Origin of the sequence: Micromonospora sp. WMMD1274 (genome assembly GCF_049179035.1) — a bacterium.
GTDB lineage: Bacteria > Actinomycetota > Actinomycetes > Mycobacteriales > Micromonosporaceae > Micromonospora > Micromonospora tulbaghiae.
This window is the reverse complement of record NZ_JBMHMG010000001.1, coordinates 3596341-3617526: the sequence shown is the minus strand read 5'-3', so window position 1 is coordinate 3617526 and position 21186 is coordinate 3596341. Positions and strand designations below refer to the sequence as shown.

22 protein-coding genes are annotated in these 21186 nt (G+C 71.2%); 8 read left to right on the top strand and 14 right to left on the bottom strand.

Features of this window, described 5'->3' with window-relative positions:
* Positions 1-237, bottom strand: coding sequence for a hypothetical protein (locus ACN27D_RS17040; RefSeq protein ID WP_091414684.1), 237 nt, complete (start codon positions 235-237; stop codon positions 1-3).
* Between the two features lie 121 nt (positions 238-358).
* On the bottom strand, positions 359-1234 hold the full coding sequence (locus ACN27D_RS17035) for a L,D-transpeptidase family protein (RefSeq protein WP_421499475.1): 876 nt from the start codon (positions 1232-1234) through the stop codon (positions 359-361).
* Positions 1235-1428: 194 nt separating this feature from the next.
* Between ACN27D_RS17035 and ACN27D_RS17030 the strand changes: the two genes are divergently transcribed.
* Positions 1429-3108: a DNA repair helicase XPB gene (locus ACN27D_RS17030; protein WP_350816728.1), complete on the top strand. Its 1680-nt coding sequence runs from the start codon at positions 1429-1431 to the stop codon at positions 3106-3108.
* Positions 3109-3138: 30 nt separating this feature from the next.
* Here ACN27D_RS17030 and ACN27D_RS17025 read toward each other — a convergent pair whose 3' ends face one another.
* Both ACN27D_RS17025 and ACN27D_RS17020 read right to left on the bottom strand, forming a co-directional pair.
* Positions 3139-4404, bottom strand: coding sequence for a glycosyltransferase (locus tag ACN27D_RS17025; RefSeq protein ID WP_421499474.1), 1266 nt, complete (start codon positions 4402-4404; stop codon positions 3139-3141).
* A 4-nt stretch (positions 4405-4408) separates the two neighbouring features.
* Positions 4409-4984 carry a tetratricopeptide repeat protein gene (locus ACN27D_RS17020; RefSeq protein ID WP_421499473.1) on the bottom strand — a complete coding sequence of 192 codons (576 nt, stop codon included), beginning with the start codon at positions 4982-4984 and terminating at the stop codon, positions 4409-4411.
* 270 nt (positions 4985-5254) lie between these two features.
* On the opposite strand from ACN27D_RS17020, the gene ACN27D_RS17015 reads away from it, so the two are divergent.
* Positions 5255-6967, top strand: a complete 1713-nt coding sequence (locus tag ACN27D_RS17015; RefSeq protein ID WP_421499472.1) for a hypothetical protein — start codon at positions 5255-5257, stop codon at positions 6965-6967.
* An 821-nt stretch (positions 6968-7788) separates the two neighbouring features.
* Here ACN27D_RS17015 and ACN27D_RS17010 read toward each other — a convergent pair.
* From ACN27D_RS17010 to ligD (ACN27D_RS16975), 8 genes are all read right to left on the bottom strand, one after another.
* Positions 7789-8748, bottom strand: a complete 960-nt coding sequence (locus ACN27D_RS17010; RefSeq protein ID WP_421499471.1) for a zinc metalloprotease — start codon at positions 8746-8748, stop codon at positions 7789-7791.
* Positions 8749-8890: 142 nt separating this feature from the next.
* On the bottom strand, positions 8891-9232 hold the full coding sequence (locus tag ACN27D_RS17005) for a type II toxin-antitoxin system HicB family antitoxin (protein ID WP_047892552.1): 342 nt from the start codon (positions 9230-9232) through the stop codon (positions 8891-8893).
* A complete protein-coding gene (locus tag ACN27D_RS17000) occupies positions 9232-9447 on the bottom strand; it encodes a toxin HicA (RefSeq protein ID WP_047892551.1) in 216 nt (71 codons plus the stop codon). Before ACN27D_RS17000 ends, ACN27D_RS17005 begins: the two co-directional genes overlap by 1 nt.
* A gap of 78 nt (positions 9448-9525) precedes the next feature.
* Positions 9526-9822, bottom strand: coding sequence for a hypothetical protein (locus tag ACN27D_RS16995; RefSeq protein WP_357899505.1), 297 nt, complete (start codon positions 9820-9822; stop codon positions 9526-9528).
* The gene (locus tag ACN27D_RS16990; protein ID WP_357899502.1) at positions 9815-10672 is read right to left on the bottom strand and encodes a GNAT family N-acetyltransferase; all 858 of its coding nucleotides are present in this window, start codon (positions 10670-10672) and stop codon (positions 9815-9817) included. The genes ACN27D_RS16995 and ACN27D_RS16990 overlap by 8 nt, the downstream gene beginning before the upstream one ends.
* A gap of 353 nt (positions 10673-11025) precedes the next feature.
* On the bottom strand, positions 11026-11745 hold the full coding sequence (locus ACN27D_RS16985) for a TIGR03089 family protein (RefSeq protein ID WP_421499470.1): 720 nt from the start codon (positions 11743-11745) through the stop codon (positions 11026-11028).
* 76 nt (positions 11746-11821) lie between these two features.
* Positions 11822-12736, bottom strand: a complete 915-nt coding sequence (gene ligD, locus ACN27D_RS16980; protein WP_357899496.1) for a non-homologous end-joining DNA ligase — start codon at positions 12734-12736, stop codon at positions 11822-11824.
* Entirely contained in the window at positions 12726-13664 is a 939-nt protein-coding gene (gene ligD / locus ACN27D_RS16975; RefSeq protein ID WP_121685815.1) for a non-homologous end-joining DNA ligase, read from the bottom strand. The genes ligD (ACN27D_RS16980) and ligD (ACN27D_RS16975) overlap by 11 nt, the downstream gene beginning before the upstream one ends.
* 87 nt (positions 13665-13751) lie before the next feature.
* Between ligD (ACN27D_RS16975) and ACN27D_RS16970 the strand changes: the two genes are divergently transcribed.
* A complete protein-coding gene (locus ACN27D_RS16970) occupies positions 13752-14771 on the top strand; it encodes a Ku protein (protein WP_421499469.1) in 1020 nt (339 codons plus the stop codon).
* Positions 14772-14819: 48 nt separating this feature from the next.
* On the opposite strand, the gene ACN27D_RS16965 is transcribed toward ACN27D_RS16970, so the two are convergent.
* Positions 14820-15212, bottom strand: coding sequence for a PPOX class F420-dependent oxidoreductase (locus tag ACN27D_RS16965; protein WP_120572015.1), 393 nt, complete (start codon positions 15210-15212; stop codon positions 14820-14822).
* 156 nt (positions 15213-15368) lie between these two features.
* Here ACN27D_RS16965 and ACN27D_RS16960 point away from each other — a divergent pair, with 156 nt between their 5' ends.
* From ACN27D_RS16960 to ACN27D_RS16945, 4 genes are all read left to right on the top strand, one after another.
* Positions 15369-16025 carry an FKBP-type peptidyl-prolyl cis-trans isomerase gene (locus tag ACN27D_RS16960; protein WP_421499468.1) on the top strand — a complete coding sequence of 219 codons (657 nt, stop codon included), beginning with the start codon at positions 15369-15371 and terminating at the stop codon, positions 16023-16025.
* A 139-nt stretch (positions 16026-16164) separates the two neighbouring features.
* On the top strand, positions 16165-17013 hold the full coding sequence (locus ACN27D_RS16955; RefSeq protein ID WP_199733279.1) for an SCO6745 family protein: 849 nt from the start codon (positions 16165-16167) through the stop codon (positions 17011-17013).
* A gap of 31 nt (positions 17014-17044) precedes the next feature.
* Positions 17045-17713 (top strand): HAD family hydrolase, encoded by a 669-nt coding sequence (locus tag ACN27D_RS16950; RefSeq protein WP_421499467.1) that lies wholly within the window; start codon positions 17045-17047, stop codon positions 17711-17713.
* A gap of 51 nt (positions 17714-17764) precedes the next feature.
* Positions 17765-18778, top strand: a complete 1014-nt coding sequence (locus ACN27D_RS16945) for an NADPH:quinone reductase (RefSeq protein ID WP_318332036.1) — start codon at positions 17765-17767, stop codon at positions 18776-18778.
* A 180-nt stretch (positions 18779-18958) separates the two neighbouring features.
* On the opposite strand, the gene ACN27D_RS16940 is transcribed toward ACN27D_RS16945, so the two are convergent.
* On the bottom strand, positions 18959-20593 hold the full coding sequence (locus ACN27D_RS16940) for a fatty acid--CoA ligase (protein ID WP_421501158.1): 1635 nt from the start codon (positions 20591-20593) through the stop codon (positions 18959-18961).
* A 100-nt stretch (positions 20594-20693) separates the two neighbouring features.
* On the opposite strand from ACN27D_RS16940, the gene ACN27D_RS16935 reads away from it, so the two are divergent.
* A complete protein-coding gene (locus tag ACN27D_RS16935) occupies positions 20694-21185 on the top strand; it encodes an NUDIX domain-containing protein (protein WP_393159361.1) in 492 nt (163 codons plus the stop codon).
* Position 21186 lies beyond the last annotated feature (1 nt).

Sequence of the window (21186 nt, the reverse complement as noted above, 5' to 3'; positions counted from 1 at the left end):
CTACTCCCCGTTGCGGCGCAGCGTGCCGATCACCGACACGGCCAGCAGCAACGCGAACGCGGCACCGGCCGACTCGCCCACCGAGTCGACGAAGCCCTGCTGCTGCACCAGCAGCCCGAACAGGAACCAGCCGAACACCCCCGCGGCGGCGGCCGCGTAGGCGAGCAGGACCGCCGTGGGCACCTCCTGCTGCCGCGTCCGCTCGTCCTCGGGAAGCACGTCCTGGTCAACGGTCATGACAGTCCCTCCCCGTCCCGGCATGGACCCGGCTTCCAGGGTTACACCAACCGGAGCGCGCGGACAGGGGTTAAAACCCTGATCCGGGCGCTCCGGTCACGGGTGGAACGGGTTCCGGGGCTCAGGTGCCGGGGCGGCGGCCGATCACGACCACGCGGGTGCCGACCGAGCCCAGCTCCCACAGGCGTACCGCGTCACGGTGCAGCAGGTTCACGCAGCCGTGCGAACCGATCGCGCCGTTGTGCAGGTAGGTGGTGGTCTCGTGGAAGCCGATCCCGCCGTTGAACTGCTGCCAGTACGGCAGCCACACCTCGTACGGGTTGGACCACTCGCGCGGGTTCTTCCGGCCCACCGAGTACGTGCCGGCCGGAGTGGCGTAGCCGGACATGCCGGTGCGGGTGACGGTCGGTCCCATCACCACCTTCCCGCCGCGCGTCGCCCAGACCGTCTGCCGGGTCAGGTCGACGCAGAAGGTGAGCCGGGAACCGGCGTTGCACCGCGCGGTGTCGGTGGCGGCGAGCCGCTTCGCCACGTCGTACGTGGTGGGGCCGGCGCGACCCGAGGACGGGCTGATCCCGTACCGGATCTGGAACTTCTTGATCGCGGCGCAGTCGGCGGGGGACTGCTCGCCGTCCACGGTCAGCGTCCCGAAGCCGCCCAGCCGGGTCAGGTACGTCTCCACGGCCCGCTGGTGCTCCCCCTGCGGGCACCCGGCGGACGCGCTCGGCTTCGGCGCGGGCTTCGTCGTCTTCGTCGCCCCGGGCGACCGGGAGGGTTTCGGCGAGGCCGTCCGGCTCGGCTGCGCCGACGGGGACGTGACCGGCTGTTCCGGCGTGGGCGACGCGCTCGCCCCCGATGCTCCCTCCGTCAGCCCGACCGGGCCGGGGGTGCTTCCCCCGGCGCCTTCCGCCTGCGGATCGAGCGCACAGGCGCCGACACCGACCAGCACGACCAACGCCAGGGCGGTGGCCCGGGCGAGAAACCGGACACGCTGCATGGGCCCTCCCTGGACAGTCGTCCCGCTAGCTAGACGTGTGGGACGAGTATGACGTTGCCTGTCCAGCGAGACTTTTTTGCCGCACCCTCCGGCGTGCAACACTGGATGGTCGGCCCGCGGCAGGTCAGCCCGGGTGGCGACGGGTGCCGGGCCGCGAGGTTCCGGGGTTCCGGGCGATGCGAGAGGACGCTGGCGTGAGCGGTGGACCACTGATCGTGCAGTCGGACAAGACACTGCTGCTGGAGGTGGATCACCCCGACGCGCAGGCGTGCCGGATGGCGATCGCGCCGTTCGCCGAGCTGGAACGCTCCCCCGAGCACGTGCACACCTACCGGCTCACGCCGCTGGGCCTGTGGAACGCCCGGGCGGCCGGCCACGACGCCGAGGGCGTCGTCGACTCGCTGATCAAGTATTCGCGCTACCCGGTGCCGCACGGCCTGCTCGTCGACGTGGCCGAGACGATGGACCGGTACGGCCGGCTCCAGCTCGCCAACGACCCCGTGCACGGCCTGGTGCTGCGCGCCCTGGACCGGGTGGTGCTGATCGAGGTCGCCAAGAGCAAGAAGCTCGCCGGCATGCTCGGCGCGAAACTCGACGACGACACCGTCGCGGTGCACCCGTCCGAGCGGGGACGGCTCAAGCAGGCGCTGCTCAAGCTGGGCTGGCCGGCCGAGGACCTCGCCGGGTACGTGGACGGCGAGGCGCACCCGATCGAGCTGGCCGAGTCCGGCTCCGACGGCGGCAAACCGTGGACGCTGCGGTCGTACCAGCGGGAAGCCGTCGAGGCGTTCTGGGCCGGCGGGTCCGGCGTCGTGGTGCTGCCCTGCGGCGCCGGCAAAACGCTCGTCGGCGCGGCGGCGATGGCCGAGGCGAAGGCGACCACGCTGATCCTGGTCACCAACACGGTGGCGGGACGGCAGTGGAAGCGGGAGCTGATCGCCCGCACGTCGCTGACCGAGGAGGAGATCGGCGAGTACTCCGGCGAGCGCAAGGAGATCCGCCCGGTCACCATCGCCACGTACCAGGTGCTCACCGCGCGGCGCGGCGGCGCGTTCACCCACCTGGACCTGTTCGGCGCCCGCGACTGGGGCCTGGTCGTCTACGACGAGGTGCACCTGCTGCCCGCGCCGATCTTCCGCTTCACGGCGGACCTCCAGGCCCGTCGCCGGCTCGGCCTCACCGCGACTCTGGTACGCGAGGACGGCCGCGAGGGCGACGTGTTCAGCCTGATCGGCCCGAAGCGGTACGACGCGCCGTGGAAGGACATCGAGCAGCAGGGCTGGATCGCCCCGGCGGAGTGCACCGAGGTGCGGGTCACGCTCACCGACGCCGAGCGGCTGGCGTACGCGACGGCGGAGGCGGAGGAGCGCTACCGGATGGCGGCCACCGCCCGCACCAAGCTGCCTGTGGTGCGGGCCCTGGTGGACCGGCACCCGTCCGAGCAGGTCCTCGTCATCGGCGGGTTCCTCGACCAGTTGCACCAGCTCGGCGAATACCTGGACGCGCCGATCGTGCAGGGTTCCACCACGAACAAGGAGCGCGAGCGGCTGTTCGACGCGTTCCGCTCCGGCGAGATCCGCACCCTGGTCATCTCCAAGGTGGGCAACTTCTCCATCGACCTGCCGGAGGCGGCGGTGGCGATCCAGGTGTCCGGCACGTTCGGTTCCCGGCAGGAGGAGGCGCAGCGGCTGGGCCGGGTGCTGCGCCCGAAGGCGGACGGCCGGCAGGCGCACTTCTACACGGTGGTCTCCCGGGACACCATCGACACCGAGTACGCGGCGCACCGCCAGCGGTTCCTGGCCGAGCAGGGGTACGCGTACACCATCGTCGACGCCGACGACGTCCTCGGCCCGAAGTTGCCGACCGTCGACTGAGATCTTGTCGCGCCCGTTCGGCTGGTCCGCTCAGATCGTCAGCAGACCTCCGTTGCGGGTCTCGTCCTTCACCGCGATCAGGTTCGCGACGACGTACGGGATGTTGTTCGCCTGGTGGAAATCGCTCGGGAAGTACGTGCCCAGGCGAGACACCTGGAATCGGCAGCGGATCTCCGGCACGAAACGCGCGTACTGCTCGTTGGTGAAATACCAGAACGAGTTCTCGTTGTAGAACGCGACGTGCGTCGGGTCCTGGTACGCGCCCCGTCCGTCCGAGCTGGGCGTCAGGGACAGCAGCAGCCCGTTCGGGGCGAGGACGCGGTACAACTCGTTGAAGAGTCCGATCTTGTCCGGGACGTGCTCCAGGAAGTCGACCGCCCGGATCACCCCGACGCTGTTGTCCGGCAGGTCGATCCCGTTCGTGACGTCGCAGACGATGTCCACGCCGTCCCCGGCGCGGCGGTCGAGCCCGAGGAAACCCTCAGGCTTGTTGTGTGCCGCTCCCATGTCCAGGGCCAGCAGGTCCCGCCGTTTCGCCCAGGCCAACGCGTTGAACTGGATGCTGCGGTCGTAGATCTCCACGGACCGCCGCTGGATGCGCGCGTTGACCTCAGGGTCGCGCTGGGTGTTGCGGGTGTGCATCCGTTGCAGGTAGAGGCACTTGGGGATCTGGTGGAACTCGGCCGCCTGGTACAGCCGACACATCAGGTCGAGGTCGTCGGCCACGTCGAGTTCCTCGTTGTAGCCGCCCACCTTCTCGTACAGATCCCGTCGGAACGCCCGGACGTGGTTCGGGGCGTACCAGATGTAGCTGACGTTGTGCGGCGTCGGCTCCAGCGAACAGCAGGCCGACACCTCACGCCCGTCGACCCGCTCGTCGCGGTAGCGCCACCCGTGCGCGGCGGCGAACCGCGAGTCGTCCCGCCCGCCGTCCTCGCTGATCTGGGCCGTGTCGCTGTAGACGAAGCCCACCTCGGGGTTCGCGTCGAAGGCGGCCACGACCTCCGCCAGGCAGTCGCTGCTGAGCAGGTCGTCGTCGTCGAGTTCGACGAGGATGTCCCCGTACGCCTCGGCGCAGGCCTGTCGCTTCACCGCACCGACACCGGACAGCCCGTCCCGCACCAGGAGGCGAATCCGTGGATCGTTCGCCTCGGGGCGCCACCGGGTGCCCTGGTTGAGAATGACCACCCATTCCCAGTCCGCGTACGTCTGCGCCAGCAGAGACTGCAGACAATCGTCCAGGAAGCGGGTTCGGTTGCTACCCGTGAAAACCGTGACGTGTGGCGCCTTCACCACGCGATCACCTCTTTGTCTTCTGCGGGCGGAAGTCCTCGGGGACCGCCGGCGCCAGCTTCGGATCCGCGTCGATCGCCGACGCGAACGCCTTCCGGGCACCCGTCCGGTCGCTCTGCTTGACGAGCATCAACCCCAGCCGCAGGTACGCCGTGGAAGCGCCCTCATCCGCATCGACGATCTTGCGATACAGCGCGACCGCCTCGTCCGGCTTCGCCTCCTCCAGCAGGATCGCCTTGTTGTAGAGGGCGGGCCGGTAGGAGCCGTCGATCTGCAGCGCCTTGTCGTAGGCCGCCACCGCTTCGTCGGTTGCGTCACGCGACTGGGCGAGGTAGCCGAGATTGAACCAGGCGAACTTGTTGTCCCCCTGAAGCGCGACCACCTTTTCGAAGGTTGCCTTCGCCTCGTCGGACTTGCCGGCCTGACCCTGCTCGATACCTTCCTGGAGCAGGACCTTCGGGTCACCCTGTGCGGCCCCTGGAGCGACGGTCCCGCCGGATCCCTTCGTTGCGGGTGTCTTGTCGTTACTGCACGCACCCACCCCGGCCAGTAGTACGGAGCCGCAGGCAAGTGTGCCGAACACCTGTCGCATTCTCACTGTCTTCCTCTTCCTGCCGATCATTCTAGATGTGTGCTTCGCCGATCACGGTGCGGCGGGCGCGCAGATGACGTAGACGAGGCCGGGCTCTGTCCCGAAGAAGTTGGCCTGCCATCCGACCGGCGTGTCTCCGTCTACGAGCGGGGCATCCACGTTCACGGTCCCGTTGGTGATGTAGCCGCCGCCCGTCGCCACTTCGCCGGTGGGGCAGCTGACGCTTTGGAAGCCGGTCGCAGGCTCATCAGAAGAGACGACATGAACGCCCGACAGGGCACCCTGGGCACCCTGTGGACCCTGCGGGCCGCTCGGGCCCTGCGCGCCGGTCACACCCTGTGGCCCTTGCTCACCCTGGAAACCCTGCGGACCCTGCGGGCCGGACGAGCCCTGCGGACCCTGTGCGCCGGTCACACCCTGCGGGCCTTGCTCACCCTGGAAACCCTGCGGACCCTGCTCGCCCTGCGGACCCTGCTCACCCTGAAAACCCTGCGGACCGGGCGAACCCTGCGCACCGGCCACACCCTGTGGACCCTGCGAACCAGGCGCGCCGGTCACACCCTGCGGGCCTTGCTCACCCTGGAAACCCTGCGGACCGGACGAGCCCTGCGCACCCTGCGCACCCGTCACACCCTGCGCACCCTGCGGACCCGGCGAACCGGCCACGCCCTGCGGACCCTGCGGACCGGACGAGCCCTGCGCACCCTGCGCACCCTGCGGACCCGGCGAACCGGCCACGCCCTGCGGACCCTGCTCACCCTGCGGACCAGGCGAGCCGGCCACACCCTGCGGGCCTTGCTCACCCTGGAAACCCTGCGGACCCTGCGGACCCGGCGAACCGGCCACGCCCTGCGGACCCTGCTCACCCTGCGGACCAGGCGAGCCGGCCACACCCTGTGGACCCTGCCCACCCTGAAAACCCTGCGGGCCCTGCGCGCCCGTCACACCCTGTGGACCCTGTGGACCCGACGAGCCCTGTGGACCCGACGAGCCCTGCGGACCCGGCGAGCCCTGCGCACCGGGCGAGCCGGCCACGCCCTGCGGACCCTGCTCACCCTGCGGACCAGGCGAGCCGGTCGCACCCTGTGGACCCTGCCCACCCTGAAAACCCTGCGGGCCCTGCGCGCCCGTCACACCCTGTGGACCCTGTGGACCCGACGAGCCCTGTGGACCCGACGAGCCCTGCGGACCCGGCGAGCCCTGCGCACCGGGCGAGCCGGCCACGCCCTGCGGACCCTGCTCACCCTGCGGGCCCTGCGCGCCCGTCACACCCTGTGGACCCTGAAAACCCTGCGGGCCCTGCGCGCCCGTCACACCCTGTGGACCCTGTGGACCCGACGAGCCCTGCGGACCGGGCGAACCGGCCACACCCTGCGGACCCTGCTCACCCTGGAAGCCCTGCGGGCCGGCAGCACCCTGGAAGCCACGTGGGCCACGCCGCCCGCGCTCGCCCTGCGCACCTTGCGGACCCTGCGGACCCACCTTGCTGCCATCATGGCGGCGCCGACCCGGCTCCTGGTCCTGCCACTGCCAACCCTGCGGATCGGACCATCCGTCGGGGCCGCCGTCTCGCACGAGGGTTGTGCCGGGCTGCCAAACGCGCGCCTGCCCGGCCGGCCCGGGCGTGCCCTGGTAGCTGCGCTCGGCGCGGGCGTTGTGAACCACCTCGGCCGCCTGAGCGGGGGTCACGCCGGTGGTCATCCCGGCAATGATCATCACGGAACTGAAGCCCGACGCGGCCTTGACGTGCCTGAGACTCGCCAGCGGCTTGCGTTCCGTTTTTTCGATCATGTCCCCTCCACCGGAACGGGTCGGCGCATCGCGATCCTTCCCAGGACGCGCAGAAGTCACAATATCGGCGGCCGCACTCGATACCGGGCAAAAGTAGTTTTAGGCCCAAAGACGCATGAAACACCCAAGAGAGGTCTCTCCCCTGGGCATCGCCTCCGCACGCTGCGTCAGACCACCGCATGACCCCCGGACCCGTTCTTCGTCGACGGGGGTGGCCTGGACGCCGCCGCGCCCTGGCCGAGTCGACCGGCCGAGCCGAACTGTCCCTATATCTCGGCTGTCAGCACCTGTTCGCCGACTCCGCCTTGCCGACGTACGAACCGGCGGTTGCCGCCCTGCTCACCCAGCGGTTCCTCGACTTCCTCAGACTCCTTGAGCCGCCAGAACTGACCGCCGCTCCGCAGGCGGTACGCCGACCACGGCCGCTCCGGCGCCCGCGCGATCCCGTGAGGCAGCATGCGCGGCTGCGCCGGCTACCCGCGCCCGGCCAGCACCGTGCCCGGTCTTCCCCGGGCGGATCGACTTGGCGAAACGCGCGGCGACCGTGCGCGCACGACCGTCCGATCCCGTACGGCCGGCTGACGCTCGCCCGGCGAGAAACGCCGAGGTAGGAGCGGTGGCTCCGAAGGTATGCCTCCGACCCTGATCGCACCGCTTCCGGACAAGCCGGGCCACTACGGACTCGCATTCGGAATCCGGGACCTCGGGCGGTAGGAGCGGATTCTCGACAAGCTGCCCGCGGCCGACGCCGGGGTCCGAGGTTCAGTCTCGTCGACGGGCTGGTCACGGCCGACAAGGTTCTCGGCGTGCACACCGCCTGCGGCCGGACACTCAAGGACGTCCTCCAGCGGCACAGAGCGCTTCGCGGCTACCACCAGCACTAACCAGATCGGCTCCGACTGCCCGGGGCTCTGGATCGAGTTGGTCGGGCTCCAGCGGAAGGGTGAAGCAGACGGGCCGGCGGGTCGCCGCAGAGCGACCCGCCGGCACCGACTTCCAGTTGGCTACCCGGCGCCGCCGGCGCGGAACGCCACCCAGGCGTCGCTCATCCGGTCGGCCTGGCCCGGGGTGAACATGTTCATGCAGGAGTCCTGCGTGTAGTCCATGAAGTTGTGGATCGGGTCGAGACCCGGCGCGGTGCAGGTGTCCGCCCCGATCGGGCAGTTGAACTGCGGCGCCGCCTCACGCGGCGTGTCCGCCACGAAGTCGCCGGACGCGGAGCAGCCGTGCGCGAACGTGTGCTCCAGCATCAGCCAGTGCCCGACCTCGTGGGTCAGCGTGTCACCGAGCGCGTACTTGCCGGCCGTGCCGCCCGGCATCGACTCGTCGAGCATCACCACGCCGTCGATGTAGTCGCGGCCGTTGTTGTAGCCCTTCGGGAAGTACGCCCAGCCGAGCAGGCCGTCACCGATGTTCGCCGCGTAGACGTTCAGGGTGCGGGAGTCGCCGGTGTTGAGCGCCTTCTTCATGTCCCGCTCGTTCTTGCCCGGCACCACCGTGTACCAGGCACTGTTCACGGTCCAGGTGGTGTCGACGAGCGAGAAGCGGAACGGCGTGTCCGACGCGTCGGCCGCCGTACGACCCGCGAACGAGTCGTTGAGCACCGTCATCTGCGCCGAGATGAGCGTGTTCCAGCGGGCCTTCTCGGCGGCGCTCAGCTCGTGGTCCGAGATCATGTGGAAGATCGTCGGCACGGTGACGCTGCCGTTTGCGAGGCGCGGCGAGTCCTTGATGACGCCGTACGCCTTGGCCTCGTTCGTCGAGTAGAGCGCGGGCTCCTTGGTGGTGGCGCCCTCGCGTACCCGGGCGGCACTGTGGTGGTCGGCGCCGGGCTCGCACTCGGCGGCGGCGGGCGAGGCGGTCACGGGTGCGGCCGTGGCCGCGACGGGGGCTCCGCCGGCGGTCAGGAAGGTGGCGGCGGCAGCGACGAGCACTGCCAGGTGGATCGTCGGTTTCCTGTGCATCGTTGCACCTTTCGAGAGGCATGAAAGGAGTACCGACGCGGGGTTGTCAAAGCTGCGGATCGATGACGTCGTCGTCCCGCCATAAGACCACGTCAATGGGCATCCGCAACAGTCCCCGGCGAGTCCGCCGCCTTGGGACAGGTCAGGCGGCGCTGAGCTTCCGCAGCACGTACTGGTTGAGGCTCATGCCCTCCTCGGCGGCATGAATGGCCAGCTCGCGGTGCAGGCTCTCGCCGACACGAAGGTTGAACTTGCCCGAGTAAGTGCGCTCCGACAGCGGCTCGGGGATCTGCTCGCCCTGTTCCGCCATGTCGGCGATCACCTCACGCAGCATCTCTTGGAGCCCTTGCAGCGCCTCGATCTGCGAGGTCGCGAGCCACGACAGAGACGGAAACTCCGCGCAGGTGGCGACGAACTCCTGATCGTCGGCGGACCACGTGACGCGGTAGGTGTAGTGCGAGATTTCGGGACGGAACTCGGACATCACATGGCCTCCTTCTTGTCGATCGCCTTGAGCACCTGACGTACCTGATAAGCCTTGGCCTTGCCCTTGTCGTCCTGGATGTTGACGCGCGGGTCGCCAGCCCAGGGCATCTTGAACACCGCATGGGATGTCCCAGACTGCCTCGGCTTGCCGAAGTAGTGCTCACAGACCCGGTAAAGATCGTTGTACGCCACGTTCTGCTGGGTCTTCCGCATCGCTTCGACGATCCTGGCTATGGAGGGCACCAACACATAGTACCGCAAGCAGTACCACTAGCGCGGGATGCGACGGCGCTACTCGGCCGACGTCATGACGCCGGCGATGGCGCGCGCCACGCACTCGTAGTCGCGTACCAGCGGCCCGACCAGCGCACGGTCCGGCTCGAACGCGGCGACCAGTCCACGTACCAGATCCTGGATGCGCTGGTCCGTGCTGAGCCGCCGCCCCCGGTGCCGGCGCGCGACGCTGCGCCAGCGGCGCACGCCCACGTCGGCGAGCCGTTCCTGGTGCTCGGGCGCGGGCACCGGGCAGCCGTTCGCCCACAGGTCGCCGAGGGCCCGCACGATCGCCGCACGGGTCGCGTCAGGCATGGAGGTAGCGGGCGCGACGGCCGAAGTCGCGGAAGCCGAGCCGCCGGTACAGGCCGGCCGCCGGATTGTCGTCGTTGACGCAGAGCCACGCGGCGTCCGTGCCCGCGTCGGCGAGGCCGCGCAGCACGCGCGCCACCAGGTACGCCCCGACCCGCCGCCCGCGCCACCCGGGCACCACGCCGACCTGGTCGATCCAGTCGTCGAGCACTGTGACGAAGCCGGCCGCCTCACCGTCCGGGCCGCGCGCGAGCAGCGTCAACTCCGGACGGAAGTCCTCGTCGTCACGCAGGTCGCCCAGCCACTCGCCGGCCTCGGGCTCGACGAATCCGGGCCGGTCGGCGAACGACGCGCGGTAGGTGGCGAACAGCTCCGGCCCCAGCGTGGCCTGCTCCACAGTCACGCCGTCCGGCGCCGTGACCTCGGGCAGCGCGTCGAGGTCGTGCCGCAGCACCCACTCCAGGAACGTCCGCGTGTAGCCGCGCACCGCGAACAACTCCTCCGCGGCGGCGTTCCACGTCTCCGTGGTGACCAGCAGGCCCGCGTCGCCCGCCTGCCCCTCCGCCCAGTCCAGCAGCGCGCCGCCGAGCCCGCGCCCGCGCCACGCCGGGTGCACCAGGCCGGTGGCGGTGGCCGGCGTCCGCGCCGTGCCGACCCCGACGGCCGCGACCAGGTCGTCGCCCGACCAGGCGCCGTGGGTACGCGTCTGCAGCAGCCGCGCCCGTGCCAACGGGGTACGCCCGAACAGCGGCAACCCGCCGTCAGTGGCGAGACACGCCTGCGCCAGCCCGGTCAACGCGGGCAGGTCGTCCTCGCCGAACTCCCGCCAGACCAGCCCATCGATCCCGCTCACGCCCACTCCCGCCACCGCCGAGCCCGACCCCACGGTCCAGCTCCCCGAGGCAGTAGGCCCCACCCCAACCGTGAAGGTCAACCACATTCCCCACCCTCCCGCCCGACCGCCCCCTCGTCGATCTTGGAGTTGTGGCGCCTCAGATGCCCGCTTAGCGGCTTACACGAGGTGCCACAACTCCAAGATCGACGGGACATGCCGCCGAGGATGGCCCGGCGAACGGGTATGGGCCCCCCAAGGTGCACGCCTGAACGCCGCAACTCGCTCCGCCCCCACCCCCACGCCGTTGATCTTGCGGTTGTGGCCCCGGCAAGAGCCATAAATCCGGCACCGAGAGGGCCGCGACTGCAAGATCAGCGAGACGGCGGCGAGGGGGTAAGGGTGGGGTTGGCGTGGATCAAGATCGTGGCTCGGGCGGACAAGGGGGCCAGGAGCCACTTCAGGGGCTGCTCGTCCTCGGTCGGGTCGATCACCAGGCGGTCGCCCGGGTGCAGGTCGAGCTGGGTGGCGATCTCGGCGGCCAGGCGGCGCCACGCGCCGAAGCTGGTGCCGTCCGGCGTGGCCGGGTCGGACGGGTCGACGGCTGTGTAGTCCGGCGGGTCGGTCGGGTGCCGCAGCACCTCGGCGGACCAGTCCAGCCAGCCCGGCGCCACCTCGGCGAGCAGGCCCGGCCCGGTGCCCACCAGATAGCGGTGCGTCCCCTCGGGCACATCCTCCAACCAGTCGTCGAGGCGCTCCGGGGTCACGAACACCGCGTCGTACGGCCGGTCCGCGCCCGGTTCCAGCACCGGCAGCCCGGCCAGCGCGCGGGGCCGGAACGAGACCGTCAACCCGACCGACCAGGCCCCGAGCAGCACCGCGGCGGTACGCCAGTGCGGCGGCAGGAGCACCGCCACCCGGTCACCGGGGCGCAGTCCGCATCCGTCGCGCAGCAGTCCGGCGCTGCGGGCGGTCCACTCGCCGAGCTGCGCGGCGGTGAGGTCGGTGCGTTCCCCGGTCGCGTCGTCGTGGTAGCTGAGCAGCGGGTATCCGACCGCGTCGGGCGTGACGGCGACGGTTGCCTGGTGGGCCATGCGCGGACTCCTGTCTGCCGGTCCGCCCACCCTAACCGTCCGAGCCGCCCGTCCGGCGCAGCCGAAGCAGCCCGGGTCAGCGCGCGGGCAGTTCGGGACCGCCGTCGAGCAGCGGGGCCAGCAGGTCGCCCTGCTTCTCCACCCGCTTGAGCACCTCACCCGCCGTGTACGGCCGCGTCGACGGCCGTTTCCCCGTCGCCCCGGCCTGGACCTCGTCCCAGGTCAGCGGCGTCGACACCGACGGCACCGACTGGGCCCGCAGCGAGTACGGCGCCACTGTCGTCTTCGCCGCGTTGTTCTGACTCCAGTCGATGAAGACCTTGCCGGGGCGCAGGTTCTTCGCCATCTTCGACACGATCAGCTTCGGGTGCTCCTGCTCCAGCTCCTGCGCGATCCGCTTGGCGTAGTCGGAGACGATCTCGGCGTCCTGCGTACCGGCGATCGGGCAGCAGAGCTGCATGCCCTTCTTCCCCGACGTCTTGGGGAACGAGGAGATCCCGTCGGAAGCCAACCGGTCGCGCATCAGCACCGCCACCTGGCAACACTGCTTGAGCGCCGCGGGGGCGCCCGGGTCCAGGTCGACGACCATCATGTCCGGGTGGGCACCGATCTTCCACTGCGGAGTGTGCAACTCCAGCGCGGCCAGGTTGGCCAGCCACACGAGCGTCGGGAGTTCGTCGCAGACCACGTAGTCGATGGTCTCCCGCCCCTTCGTCGACCCGGGGGCGGGCAGGTTCTCGGTACGTACCCAACCGGGGGTCGCGGCGGGTGCGTTCTTCTCGAAGAACGAGCCGCCGTCGACGCCGTTGGGGAACCGGATCCGGGTCAGCGCGCGGTCGCGCAGGTGCGGCAGCAGCACGGGGGCGACCCGGGTGTAGTAGTCGATCACCTCGCCCTTGGTGAAGCCGGCCTTCGGGAACAGCACCTTGTCCAGGTTGGACAACTCCAGCGAGCGCCCCTCGACCTCGACCTTGAACCGGTCAGACGGCATCGTCGACCTCCTCGGGCGGCTTGTCCGGGCGCAGGCGCAGGATGCGCGGGAAGCGCAGCCGGCCGTCCGGCGTGCGCTGGCCGTACTTGACCTCCACCACGATCCGGGGAGTTACCCAGATCGCGCCCCGGGCATCCTCGCGCGGCACACCGGCGGCGAACGGCGAGTCGGTGGCGCGCAGCGGTTCCAGCTCGCGCAGCAGTTCCCGTTCGATCGCCGCGCCGATCCCGCCGCCGACCCGCCCCCGGTAGATCAGCCGACCGTCCGGGCCGGGCACGCCGACCAGCAGGCCGCCGACGCGCCGCGCGCCGGGCCGCCAGCCGCCGACCACGAAGTCGGCGGTGACCTCCAGCTTGACCTTCACCCAGTCCGGCGAGCGCACGCCGGGCCGGTAGAGCGAGTCGACCCGCTTGGCCATCACCCCCTCCAGCCCGTGCTCGCCGGCCGCCGCGTAGGTGGCCGGGCCGTCGCCGAAGACCGGCGGTACCGCCCACCGGGCGGCGCCGAGCCCGAGCGACTCCAGCGCCGCCCGCCGCTCCCGCCACGGCCGGGCGGTCAGGTCGACGCCGTCGAGCCGCAACACGTCGAAGATCATGTACGTGACGGGTACCGTCGCCGCCAGCCGCGCCGCCTTGGCCGGGTTGCGCACGTGCATCCGCTCGGCGAGCGCGGTGAACGAGGGCTGCCCGTCGGTGAAGAGGACCACCTCGCCGTCGAGCAGCGCGTCGTCGACCTGCTCGGCCAGGTTGAGCAGTTCCGGGTACGCGGTGGTGATCTCGACGCCGGAGCGGGCGTAGAAGTGCCGGTCGCCGCGGGAGATGTCGGCGAGCGCGCGTACGCCGTCCCACTTGAACTCGTACGACCAGGCGGCGCCGGCCGGGAGCTGCCCGGTCGTCGCGAGCATCGGCTTCAACGGCGCGCCGGGCACCTCCTGACTGTAGTTGCGCACGGAAGCGCGTGCGTCCCGTTCGATCGTTTGCGATTCTGGTGGTCAACCGGGGAGAGGAGCGCGGGAATGCGGGCGATCTGGAAAGGAGCGGTGTCGTTCGGCCTGGTGTCGATCGGGGTGAAGGTCTACTCGGCCACCGAGGAGAAGGACATCCGTTTCCACCAGGTGCACCGTGAGGACGGCGGCCGGATCCGCTACAAGCGCACCTGCTCGGTCTGCGGCGAGGAGGTCACCTACGACGACATCGCCAAGGGATACGACATCGGCGGCGGCGAAATGGTCATCCTCACCGACTCCGACTTCGCCGACCTGCCGTTGAGCACGTCGCACGCGATCGACGTGCTGGAGTTCGTACCGGCCGAGCAGGTCGATCCGATCCTCTACAACAAGGCGTACTTCCTGGAGCCGGAGGGCTCGGCGACGAAGCCGTACGTGCTGCTGCGCGACGCGCTGTCCGACTCGGAGCGGGTGGCGATCGTCAAGGTTGCGCTGCGCCAGCGCGAGCAGCTGGCCACGCTGCGGGTCCGTGAGGGCGTGCTGCTGCTCAACACGATGCTGTGGCCGGACGAGATCCGCCGGCCGGACTTCGGTTTCCTGGACGAGGACCTGAAGGTGCGCCCGCCGGAGCTGGCGATGGCCAGTTCGCTGATCGACTCGATGGCCGGGGAGTTCGAGCCGGACGCGTTCACCGACGACTACCGGGCGGCGTTGCAGGAGGTCATCGACGCGAAGGTCGAGGGCCGCGAGGTGGTGCAGCCGGAGGAGGAAGAGGCCGCGCCGGCCGCCGCGGTGGACCTGATGGCGGCGCTGAAGGCGTCGGTCGAGCGGGCCCGCGCCGCCCGGGGCGAGGCGCCGTCCGGTGGCGGTGCCGAGCCGACCCCGATCTCGTCGGCCCGATCCGCGAAGAAGGCCGCGAAGAAGGCGCCGGCCAGGAAGGCGGCGGAGAAGAAGGCCGAACCGGCCAAGAAGACCGCCGCGAAGAAGGCCCCGGCCAAGAAGGCGGCGGAGAAGAAGGCCGAACCGGCCAAGAAGACCGCCGCGAAGAAGGCCCCCGCGAAGAAGACGGCCGCGAAGAAGAGCGCCTGACGCGTACGGCGAAGGCCCCGCCCTCGATGGACGGCGGGGCCGCGCCGCTCAGCCGCGGCCGAGCTTCTCGGTCGGGGTGACGCGGACGATGACGCGCTCCTCGCCGGGGCGGCGCCAGGGGTAGGTGTCCTGGCCCAGGTACTTCTTCGCCATCCGGTCGATGTGCTCGTCGGCGCCCTCGGTGACGAACTCGACGGTGCCCTTGATCCACAGGGTGCGGTAGTCGTCGGCCTTGTCCGCCACCGACACCGCGACCACCGGGTTGCGGGACATGTTCAGGTACTTCTGCCGGCCCTTGGCCGTGTTGAACACGACGTGCTCGCCGTCGGTGTCCACCCAGACCGGGGTGACGTGCGGGGTGCCGTCGGCCTCGACCGTCGCCACGTGCGCGAGCTGCGGCTCGCCGAGCAGGGCCAGGTCTTCTTCGTTGAGGATCGCCATGGTCGGAAACTACCCCGCGCGGTGCCCTCGTATCGGGCTTCGTGTCCGGATCGTGGCGGCCGTAGGGGCACGCTGGGGCTCCGGGCGGGTACCGTGTGCGCTGGCCTCGGCGGCGGCCCGCCGGGGGCGCACCCACCCACCCTGCAGGGAGTCGACGTGAGCGAGCGTGTGGAGAACCGGTCGGCGGGCCAGGCCCCGGCCACCAAGGCACAGCGGCGGCTGGCCGCCCAGCTGGCCGAGAAGAAGGCAGCCGAGGCGCGTCGCCGCCGGCAGTCGATCCTCGGCGCGGCGGTGGGCGTGCTCGCGGTGGTGGCCCTGGTCGGCGGCCTGGTGTGGCTGAACAGCGGGGACGACGACAAGGCGTCCACCGCCGGTTCCTCGGCCAGCCCGACCGCGCCGGCCGAGCCCACCGCGCCCGCCCAGGAGCTGCCCGCCGGTTTCGACCCGGCGCTGAAGACCAAGCCGACCGTGCAGGCCGGCACCGGTGAGCTGAAGAAGCTCACTGTCACCACGCTCGTCAAGGGCACCGGCCCGGCGGTGAAGGCGGGTCAGAACATCACCACGAACTATGTGGGTGTCTTCTACAAGGACGGCAAGCAGTTCGACGCGTCCTGGGACAGCGGCCAGCCGGCCACCTTCCAGATCGGCGTGGGCCAGGTCATCAAGGGCTGGGACCAGGGCCTGGTCGGCGTGCCGGTGGGCAGCCGGGTCCAGCTGGACCTTCCGGCCGAGCTGGCGTACGGCAACGACGCCGCGGGCGGTCGTCCGGCCGGGCCGCTGCGCTTCGTCGTCGACGTGCTGGCTGCGCAGTAGATCACTCCGGGCTTCCGTCCGGTCACCCAGCGGCAGTAGGTTCATGGTCACCACGGGCGGCACGTCCGCCCGTGGTGATCTGCCCACCGACGCGGAGGTGCACGTGGCGGCGCTGGACGAGGCCGGGGTGACCCGGCAGATGTGGACGCTCTACGAGCCGGTCCACGCGGTGACCTACTTCCACCCCCGTGCCCGGGCCGCGTTCGAGGCGGTCGGGCTGCGGGGCTACTGGCGCGGCTACTTCGCCGGCCGGGCCGCGCCGCTCGGGGCGGTCGACGCGCCGGCGGTGACTGCCGCGTTCTTCAGCTTCGCGCCGGCCATGGTGGCCCGCGCCCTGCCGTCGGTGTGGCGTCTGGCCACCCCGGAGGAGGCGCTGCGGGCCCGGCTCACCGGTGGTGTGCAGGCGCTCGCCGAGTTCACCTACGAGCTGCCCGAGTCGCACCTGGTCGAGGCCGCCGACCTGCTGGAGGAGGCGGCCGGGCTGGTGGACACGGCCGGGCGGGTGCTCGGCGCGGTGAACGCCGCCCTGCCCCGGGGCGAGTACCCGCTGGCCCGGCTCTGGCAGGCCGCCGCGACGCTGCGCGAGCACCGCGGCGACGGCCACGTGGCGGCGCTGGTCACCACCGGGCTGGAACCGGTCGAGGTGGTGGCCTGGCGGTGCCGGGTCGACCAGTCCCGCGAGTTCCACCAGCCGGCCCGGGGCTGGACCGACGAGCAGTGGACCGCCGCCGAGCAGCGCCTGGTGGACAAGGGCTGGCTGACTGCCGACCTGAGCCCCACGCCGTACGCCACGGACACGTTCCGCGTGGTCGAGGAGGCCACCGACCGGGCCGCGTCGGGTCCGTGGCGGGCGCTGGGCGCGGAGCGTACCGCCCGGCTGCGGGAGCTGCTGGAACCGATCGCGACGCGCTGTCGCACGATCATCCCGGCGAAGGCACCGATCGGCCTTCCGGCGCAGCGTTCCGCCGGAGCGGCGCTGCCGCGGTGAGTCCGGCCGCCGGCTGGGGCAGGATGGCGGCATGGTGGACGCGGTGCTCTTCGACCTGGACGGCGTGATCGTGGACTCCGAGCCGGTCTGGGAGGAGGTCCGGCGGGCGTACGTGGCCGAGCACTGTGGCACCTGGCAGCCGGACACCCAGCGCCGGCTGATGGGCATGAGCACCGCCGAGTGGGCCGGCTACCTGAGCGGTGAGCTGGGCGTCGACAGGTCGGCCGAGCAGGTCGCCACGGAGGTGGTGACCGAGATGGCCCGGCGGTACGCGCAGCGCGTACCGCTGATCGACGGCGCCGACGCGGTCGTGCGCGGCATGGCCGTGCGGTGGCCGCTGGGGCTGGCCAGTTCCTCGCCGACCCGGCTGATCGCGGCGGCGCTGGACGCGACCGGCCTGGCCGGCGCGTTCGGCGCGACGCTGTCGACCGAGGAGACCGCCCGGGGCAAGCCCGCGCCCGACGTGTGGCTCGCGGTGGCGCAGCGGCTGGGCGTCGACCCGGCCCGGTGCGTGGCGGTGGAGGACTCGTCGAACGGGGTCCGCTCGGCGGCCGCCGCCGGGTGCCGGGTGGTGGCGGTGCCGCACGGCTCGTACCCACTCGATCCGGACGCGGAGGCGCTCGCGGCCGTGCTGCTCCCCTCGATCGGCGCGCTCACGCCCGAGGTGGTCGAGTCACTCGGCGGGCGGCCGGCGGAATGATCGGTAGGCGGCGGGGTAGCGCCATCACGCGACGACGGTGAGGGGACAGCGATGAAGGCGATCGTGTACGAGCGCAGCGGGGACGCCTCGGTGCTCCAGGTGGTCGAACGGCCGGTGCCGGAACCCGGGCCGGGCGAGGTGCTGGTGCGGATGGCCGTGTCGGGGGTGAACCCGACCGACTGGAAGGCCCGCCAGGCGTGGCCGCTGCCGGCCGGCTGGCAGATCCCGCACCAGGACGGCGCCGGGGTGGTCGAGGCGGTCGGCGAGGGCGTGGACCGGACGCTCATCGGTGAGCGGGTCTGGGTGTGGGAGGCGGCGTGGCAGCGCCCGTGGGGCACCGCCGCCGAGTACACGCTGGTCCCGGTCCGGCACGCGGTGCCGCTCGGTCCGGCCTCGTTCGACCTGGGTGCGGCGCTCGGTATCCCGTTCATGACCGCGCACCGCTGCCTGACCGCCGGTGAGTTCATGCCGGACAAGCTGCACGCGGGCGCGTTGAGCGACCACGTGGTGCTGGTGCAGGGCGGCGCGGGCGCGGTGGGCAACGCGGCGATCCAGCTCGCCCGCTGGGCCGACGCGTGTGTGATCACCACTGTGAGCAGCCCGGAGAAGGCGCAGCTCGCGGCGGCGGCCGGGGCCAGCTTCGTGATCAACTATCGCGAGCAGGACGTGGTCGAGGAGGTCCGCAAGGTCGCGCCCGACGGGGTGCACACGATCGTCGAGGTGTCCGCCGCCCGCAACGCCGCCGCCGACGTACGGATGCTGCGCACCGGCGGGGCGGTCTGCGTGTACGCCGACGACGGGGGCGACGAGGTGACGTTGCCGATCCGGCCGCTGATGGGCCCGAACGCGCGCTGGCAGTTCGTGCTGATCTACACCGCGCCGAAGGTGGCGAAGGCGCAGGCGGTCACGGACATCGCGGCGGCGGTGGCGCAGGGCGCGATCCGGGTCGGCGAGGAGGCCGGCCTGCCGCTGCACCGGTATCCGCTGGCGGAGGCCGCCGCCGCACAGCAGGCGGTGCAGGACAGCGTGGTGGGCAAGGTGCTGGTGAGCACCGCCGACGAGTAGGCGACCGGATTTCCCCGACAGCCGGACAGACGCGAACAAGTTTCGCAACAATGACGGTGCGGGTCACCCCGTAACGGACGGGCGGCCCCGGCGCGGTGCGAACGCCGGGGCCGCCCTCTGGGAGGAATGCCCGTTGGAAACATGTTCCTGCCCGTGTAGGCGACGGTACGCCGCGAAACGTTACGACGCGGTCAGTTCCCGCACGTCGAGCCCGCCGTCGGCGTACCGCGAGCGCACCACCTTCTTGTCGAACTTGCCGACGCTGGTCTTCGGCACCGCGTCGATGAACGCCCACCGCTCCGGCAACTGCCAGCGGGCCACCGAGCCGGCGAGGAAGTCGCGCAGTTCCTCGGCGGTCACCGAGGCGCCCTCGCGGACCACCACAGTGGCCAGCGGCCGCTCGTCCCAGCGCTCGTCCGGTACGCCCACCACGCACGCCTCCAGCACCGCCGGGTGGGCCATCAGGGCGTTCTCCAGCTCGACCGAGGAGATCCACTCCCCGCCCGACTTGATCACGTCCTTCGCGCGGTCGGTGAGCGTGATGTAGCCGTCCGGCGAGAGCGTGCCGACGTCACCGGTCCGCAGCCAGCCGTCCCGGAACTTCTCCGGATCCGGGGCGTCGTCGCCGATGTACCGGGCGGTCACCCACGGCCCGCGTACCTCCAGCTCACCCACCGACGTCCCGTCGGCGGGCAGCGGCTCGCCCAGCGGGCCGACGATCCGCGCGGTCACGCCCGCCGGTACGCGGCCCTGCGTGTAGCGGTAGCGCCACGCGTCGTCGCCGGTGGCACCGGCCGGCGCCCGGGAGACCGAGCCCAGCGGCGACATCTCGGTCATGCCCCAGGCGTGGATGACGTCGATGCCGTAGCGGTCATGGAACGCGTGCATCAGCGACGGCGGGCAGGCCGAACCACCCACGATGACCTCCTTCAGCGAGGAGAGGTCCACCTCGTGCGCGTCCAGGTAGGCCAGCAGGTCGGTCCAGATGGTCGGCACCGCACCGGCGAGCGTGGGCCGCTCGGCGGCGATCATCGCGGCGATCGGCTCGGCCTGGAGGAACCGGTCCGGCATGATCAGCGAGGCGCCGGAGAGGAACGCCGCGTACGGCAGGCCCCACGACATGGCGTGGAACATCGGCACGATCGCCAGCTCGCGATCGTTCGGGCCGAGCCCGAAGCCCTCCGGCATGCAGACCTGGAGCGAGTGCAGGTAGATCGAGCGGTGCGAGTAGGCGACGCCCTTGGGGTTGCCGGTGGTCCCGGAGGTGTAGCAGAGGGCGGCGGCGTCGCGCTCGTCCACCTCCGGCCAGTCGAAGTGGTCCGGACGGTCGGCCAGCAGCGCGTCCCAGTGGTGCACGGTGATCCGGTCGCCGGCCGCGGCCAGCAGCGGGGCCGGGTCGCCACCGCCGACGACCACCACGTGCGCCACGGTGGTCATCTCGCCGATCACCCGGGCGAGCAGCGGGATGAGCGTGGTGTCGACGAGGACCACCCGGTCCTGCGCGTGGTTGGCGATGTAGGCGACCTGGTCGGGGAAGAGCCGGATGTTGAGCGTGTGCAGCACCGCGCCCATGCTCGGTACGGCGAAGTACGCCACCAGGTGCTCGTTGTTGTTCCACATGAACGTGCCGACCCGCTCGTCGCCGGTCACCCCGCACTCGTCGCGCAGCGCATGGGCCAGCCGGGCCGCGGCGCGACCGACCTCCGCGTACGTCATCCGGCGGGGTTCGGCACCGGTCCAGGTGACCACCTCCGCCGCGCCGTGCACGGTGGAGCCGTGTTCGAGGATCCGGGCGACCTGGAGAGGGGCATCCATCATCGTGCTACGCATGGGTAACAAAGTAGTGGCGGCGGTCACATCTGCGGAACCCCCCGGATTCGCCGAGGTGATCACGGATCATGCGTAGATTGTCCGGGTGAGCATCTCGTGGGCCGACTCGTACGTGGGGCAGCTCCGCGCCCTGGCCGGTGACCGCACCCTGATGTTCGTCGGCGCCCGCGCCGTCGTACGCGACAACGCCGCCCGGGTGCTGCTGATCCAACGTTCCGACAACGGCCAGTGGGCCCTGCCGGCCGGTGCCATGGAACTCGGCGAGTCGATCGCCGACTGCGCGGTCCGGGAGGTCCGCGAGGAGACCGGGCTGCGCGCGCTGCGGGTCAGCGCGTTCGCGCTCTACACCGGCCCGGACCGCACCCAGACCAACATGTACGGGCACACGTACCAGGTCTTCACCACGGCGTTCCGGGTCGACGAGTGGGACGGCGAGCTGGCCCGGTTCACCGACGAGACCACCGACTCCGGCTTCTTCCACCCGGCGGACTTCCCGCACCCGCTGTCGTCGAGCGTGCACGAGACGCTCGCCGACCTCGACGTGTTCGAGCAGACCAACCGGCTGATCCTCAAGTAGC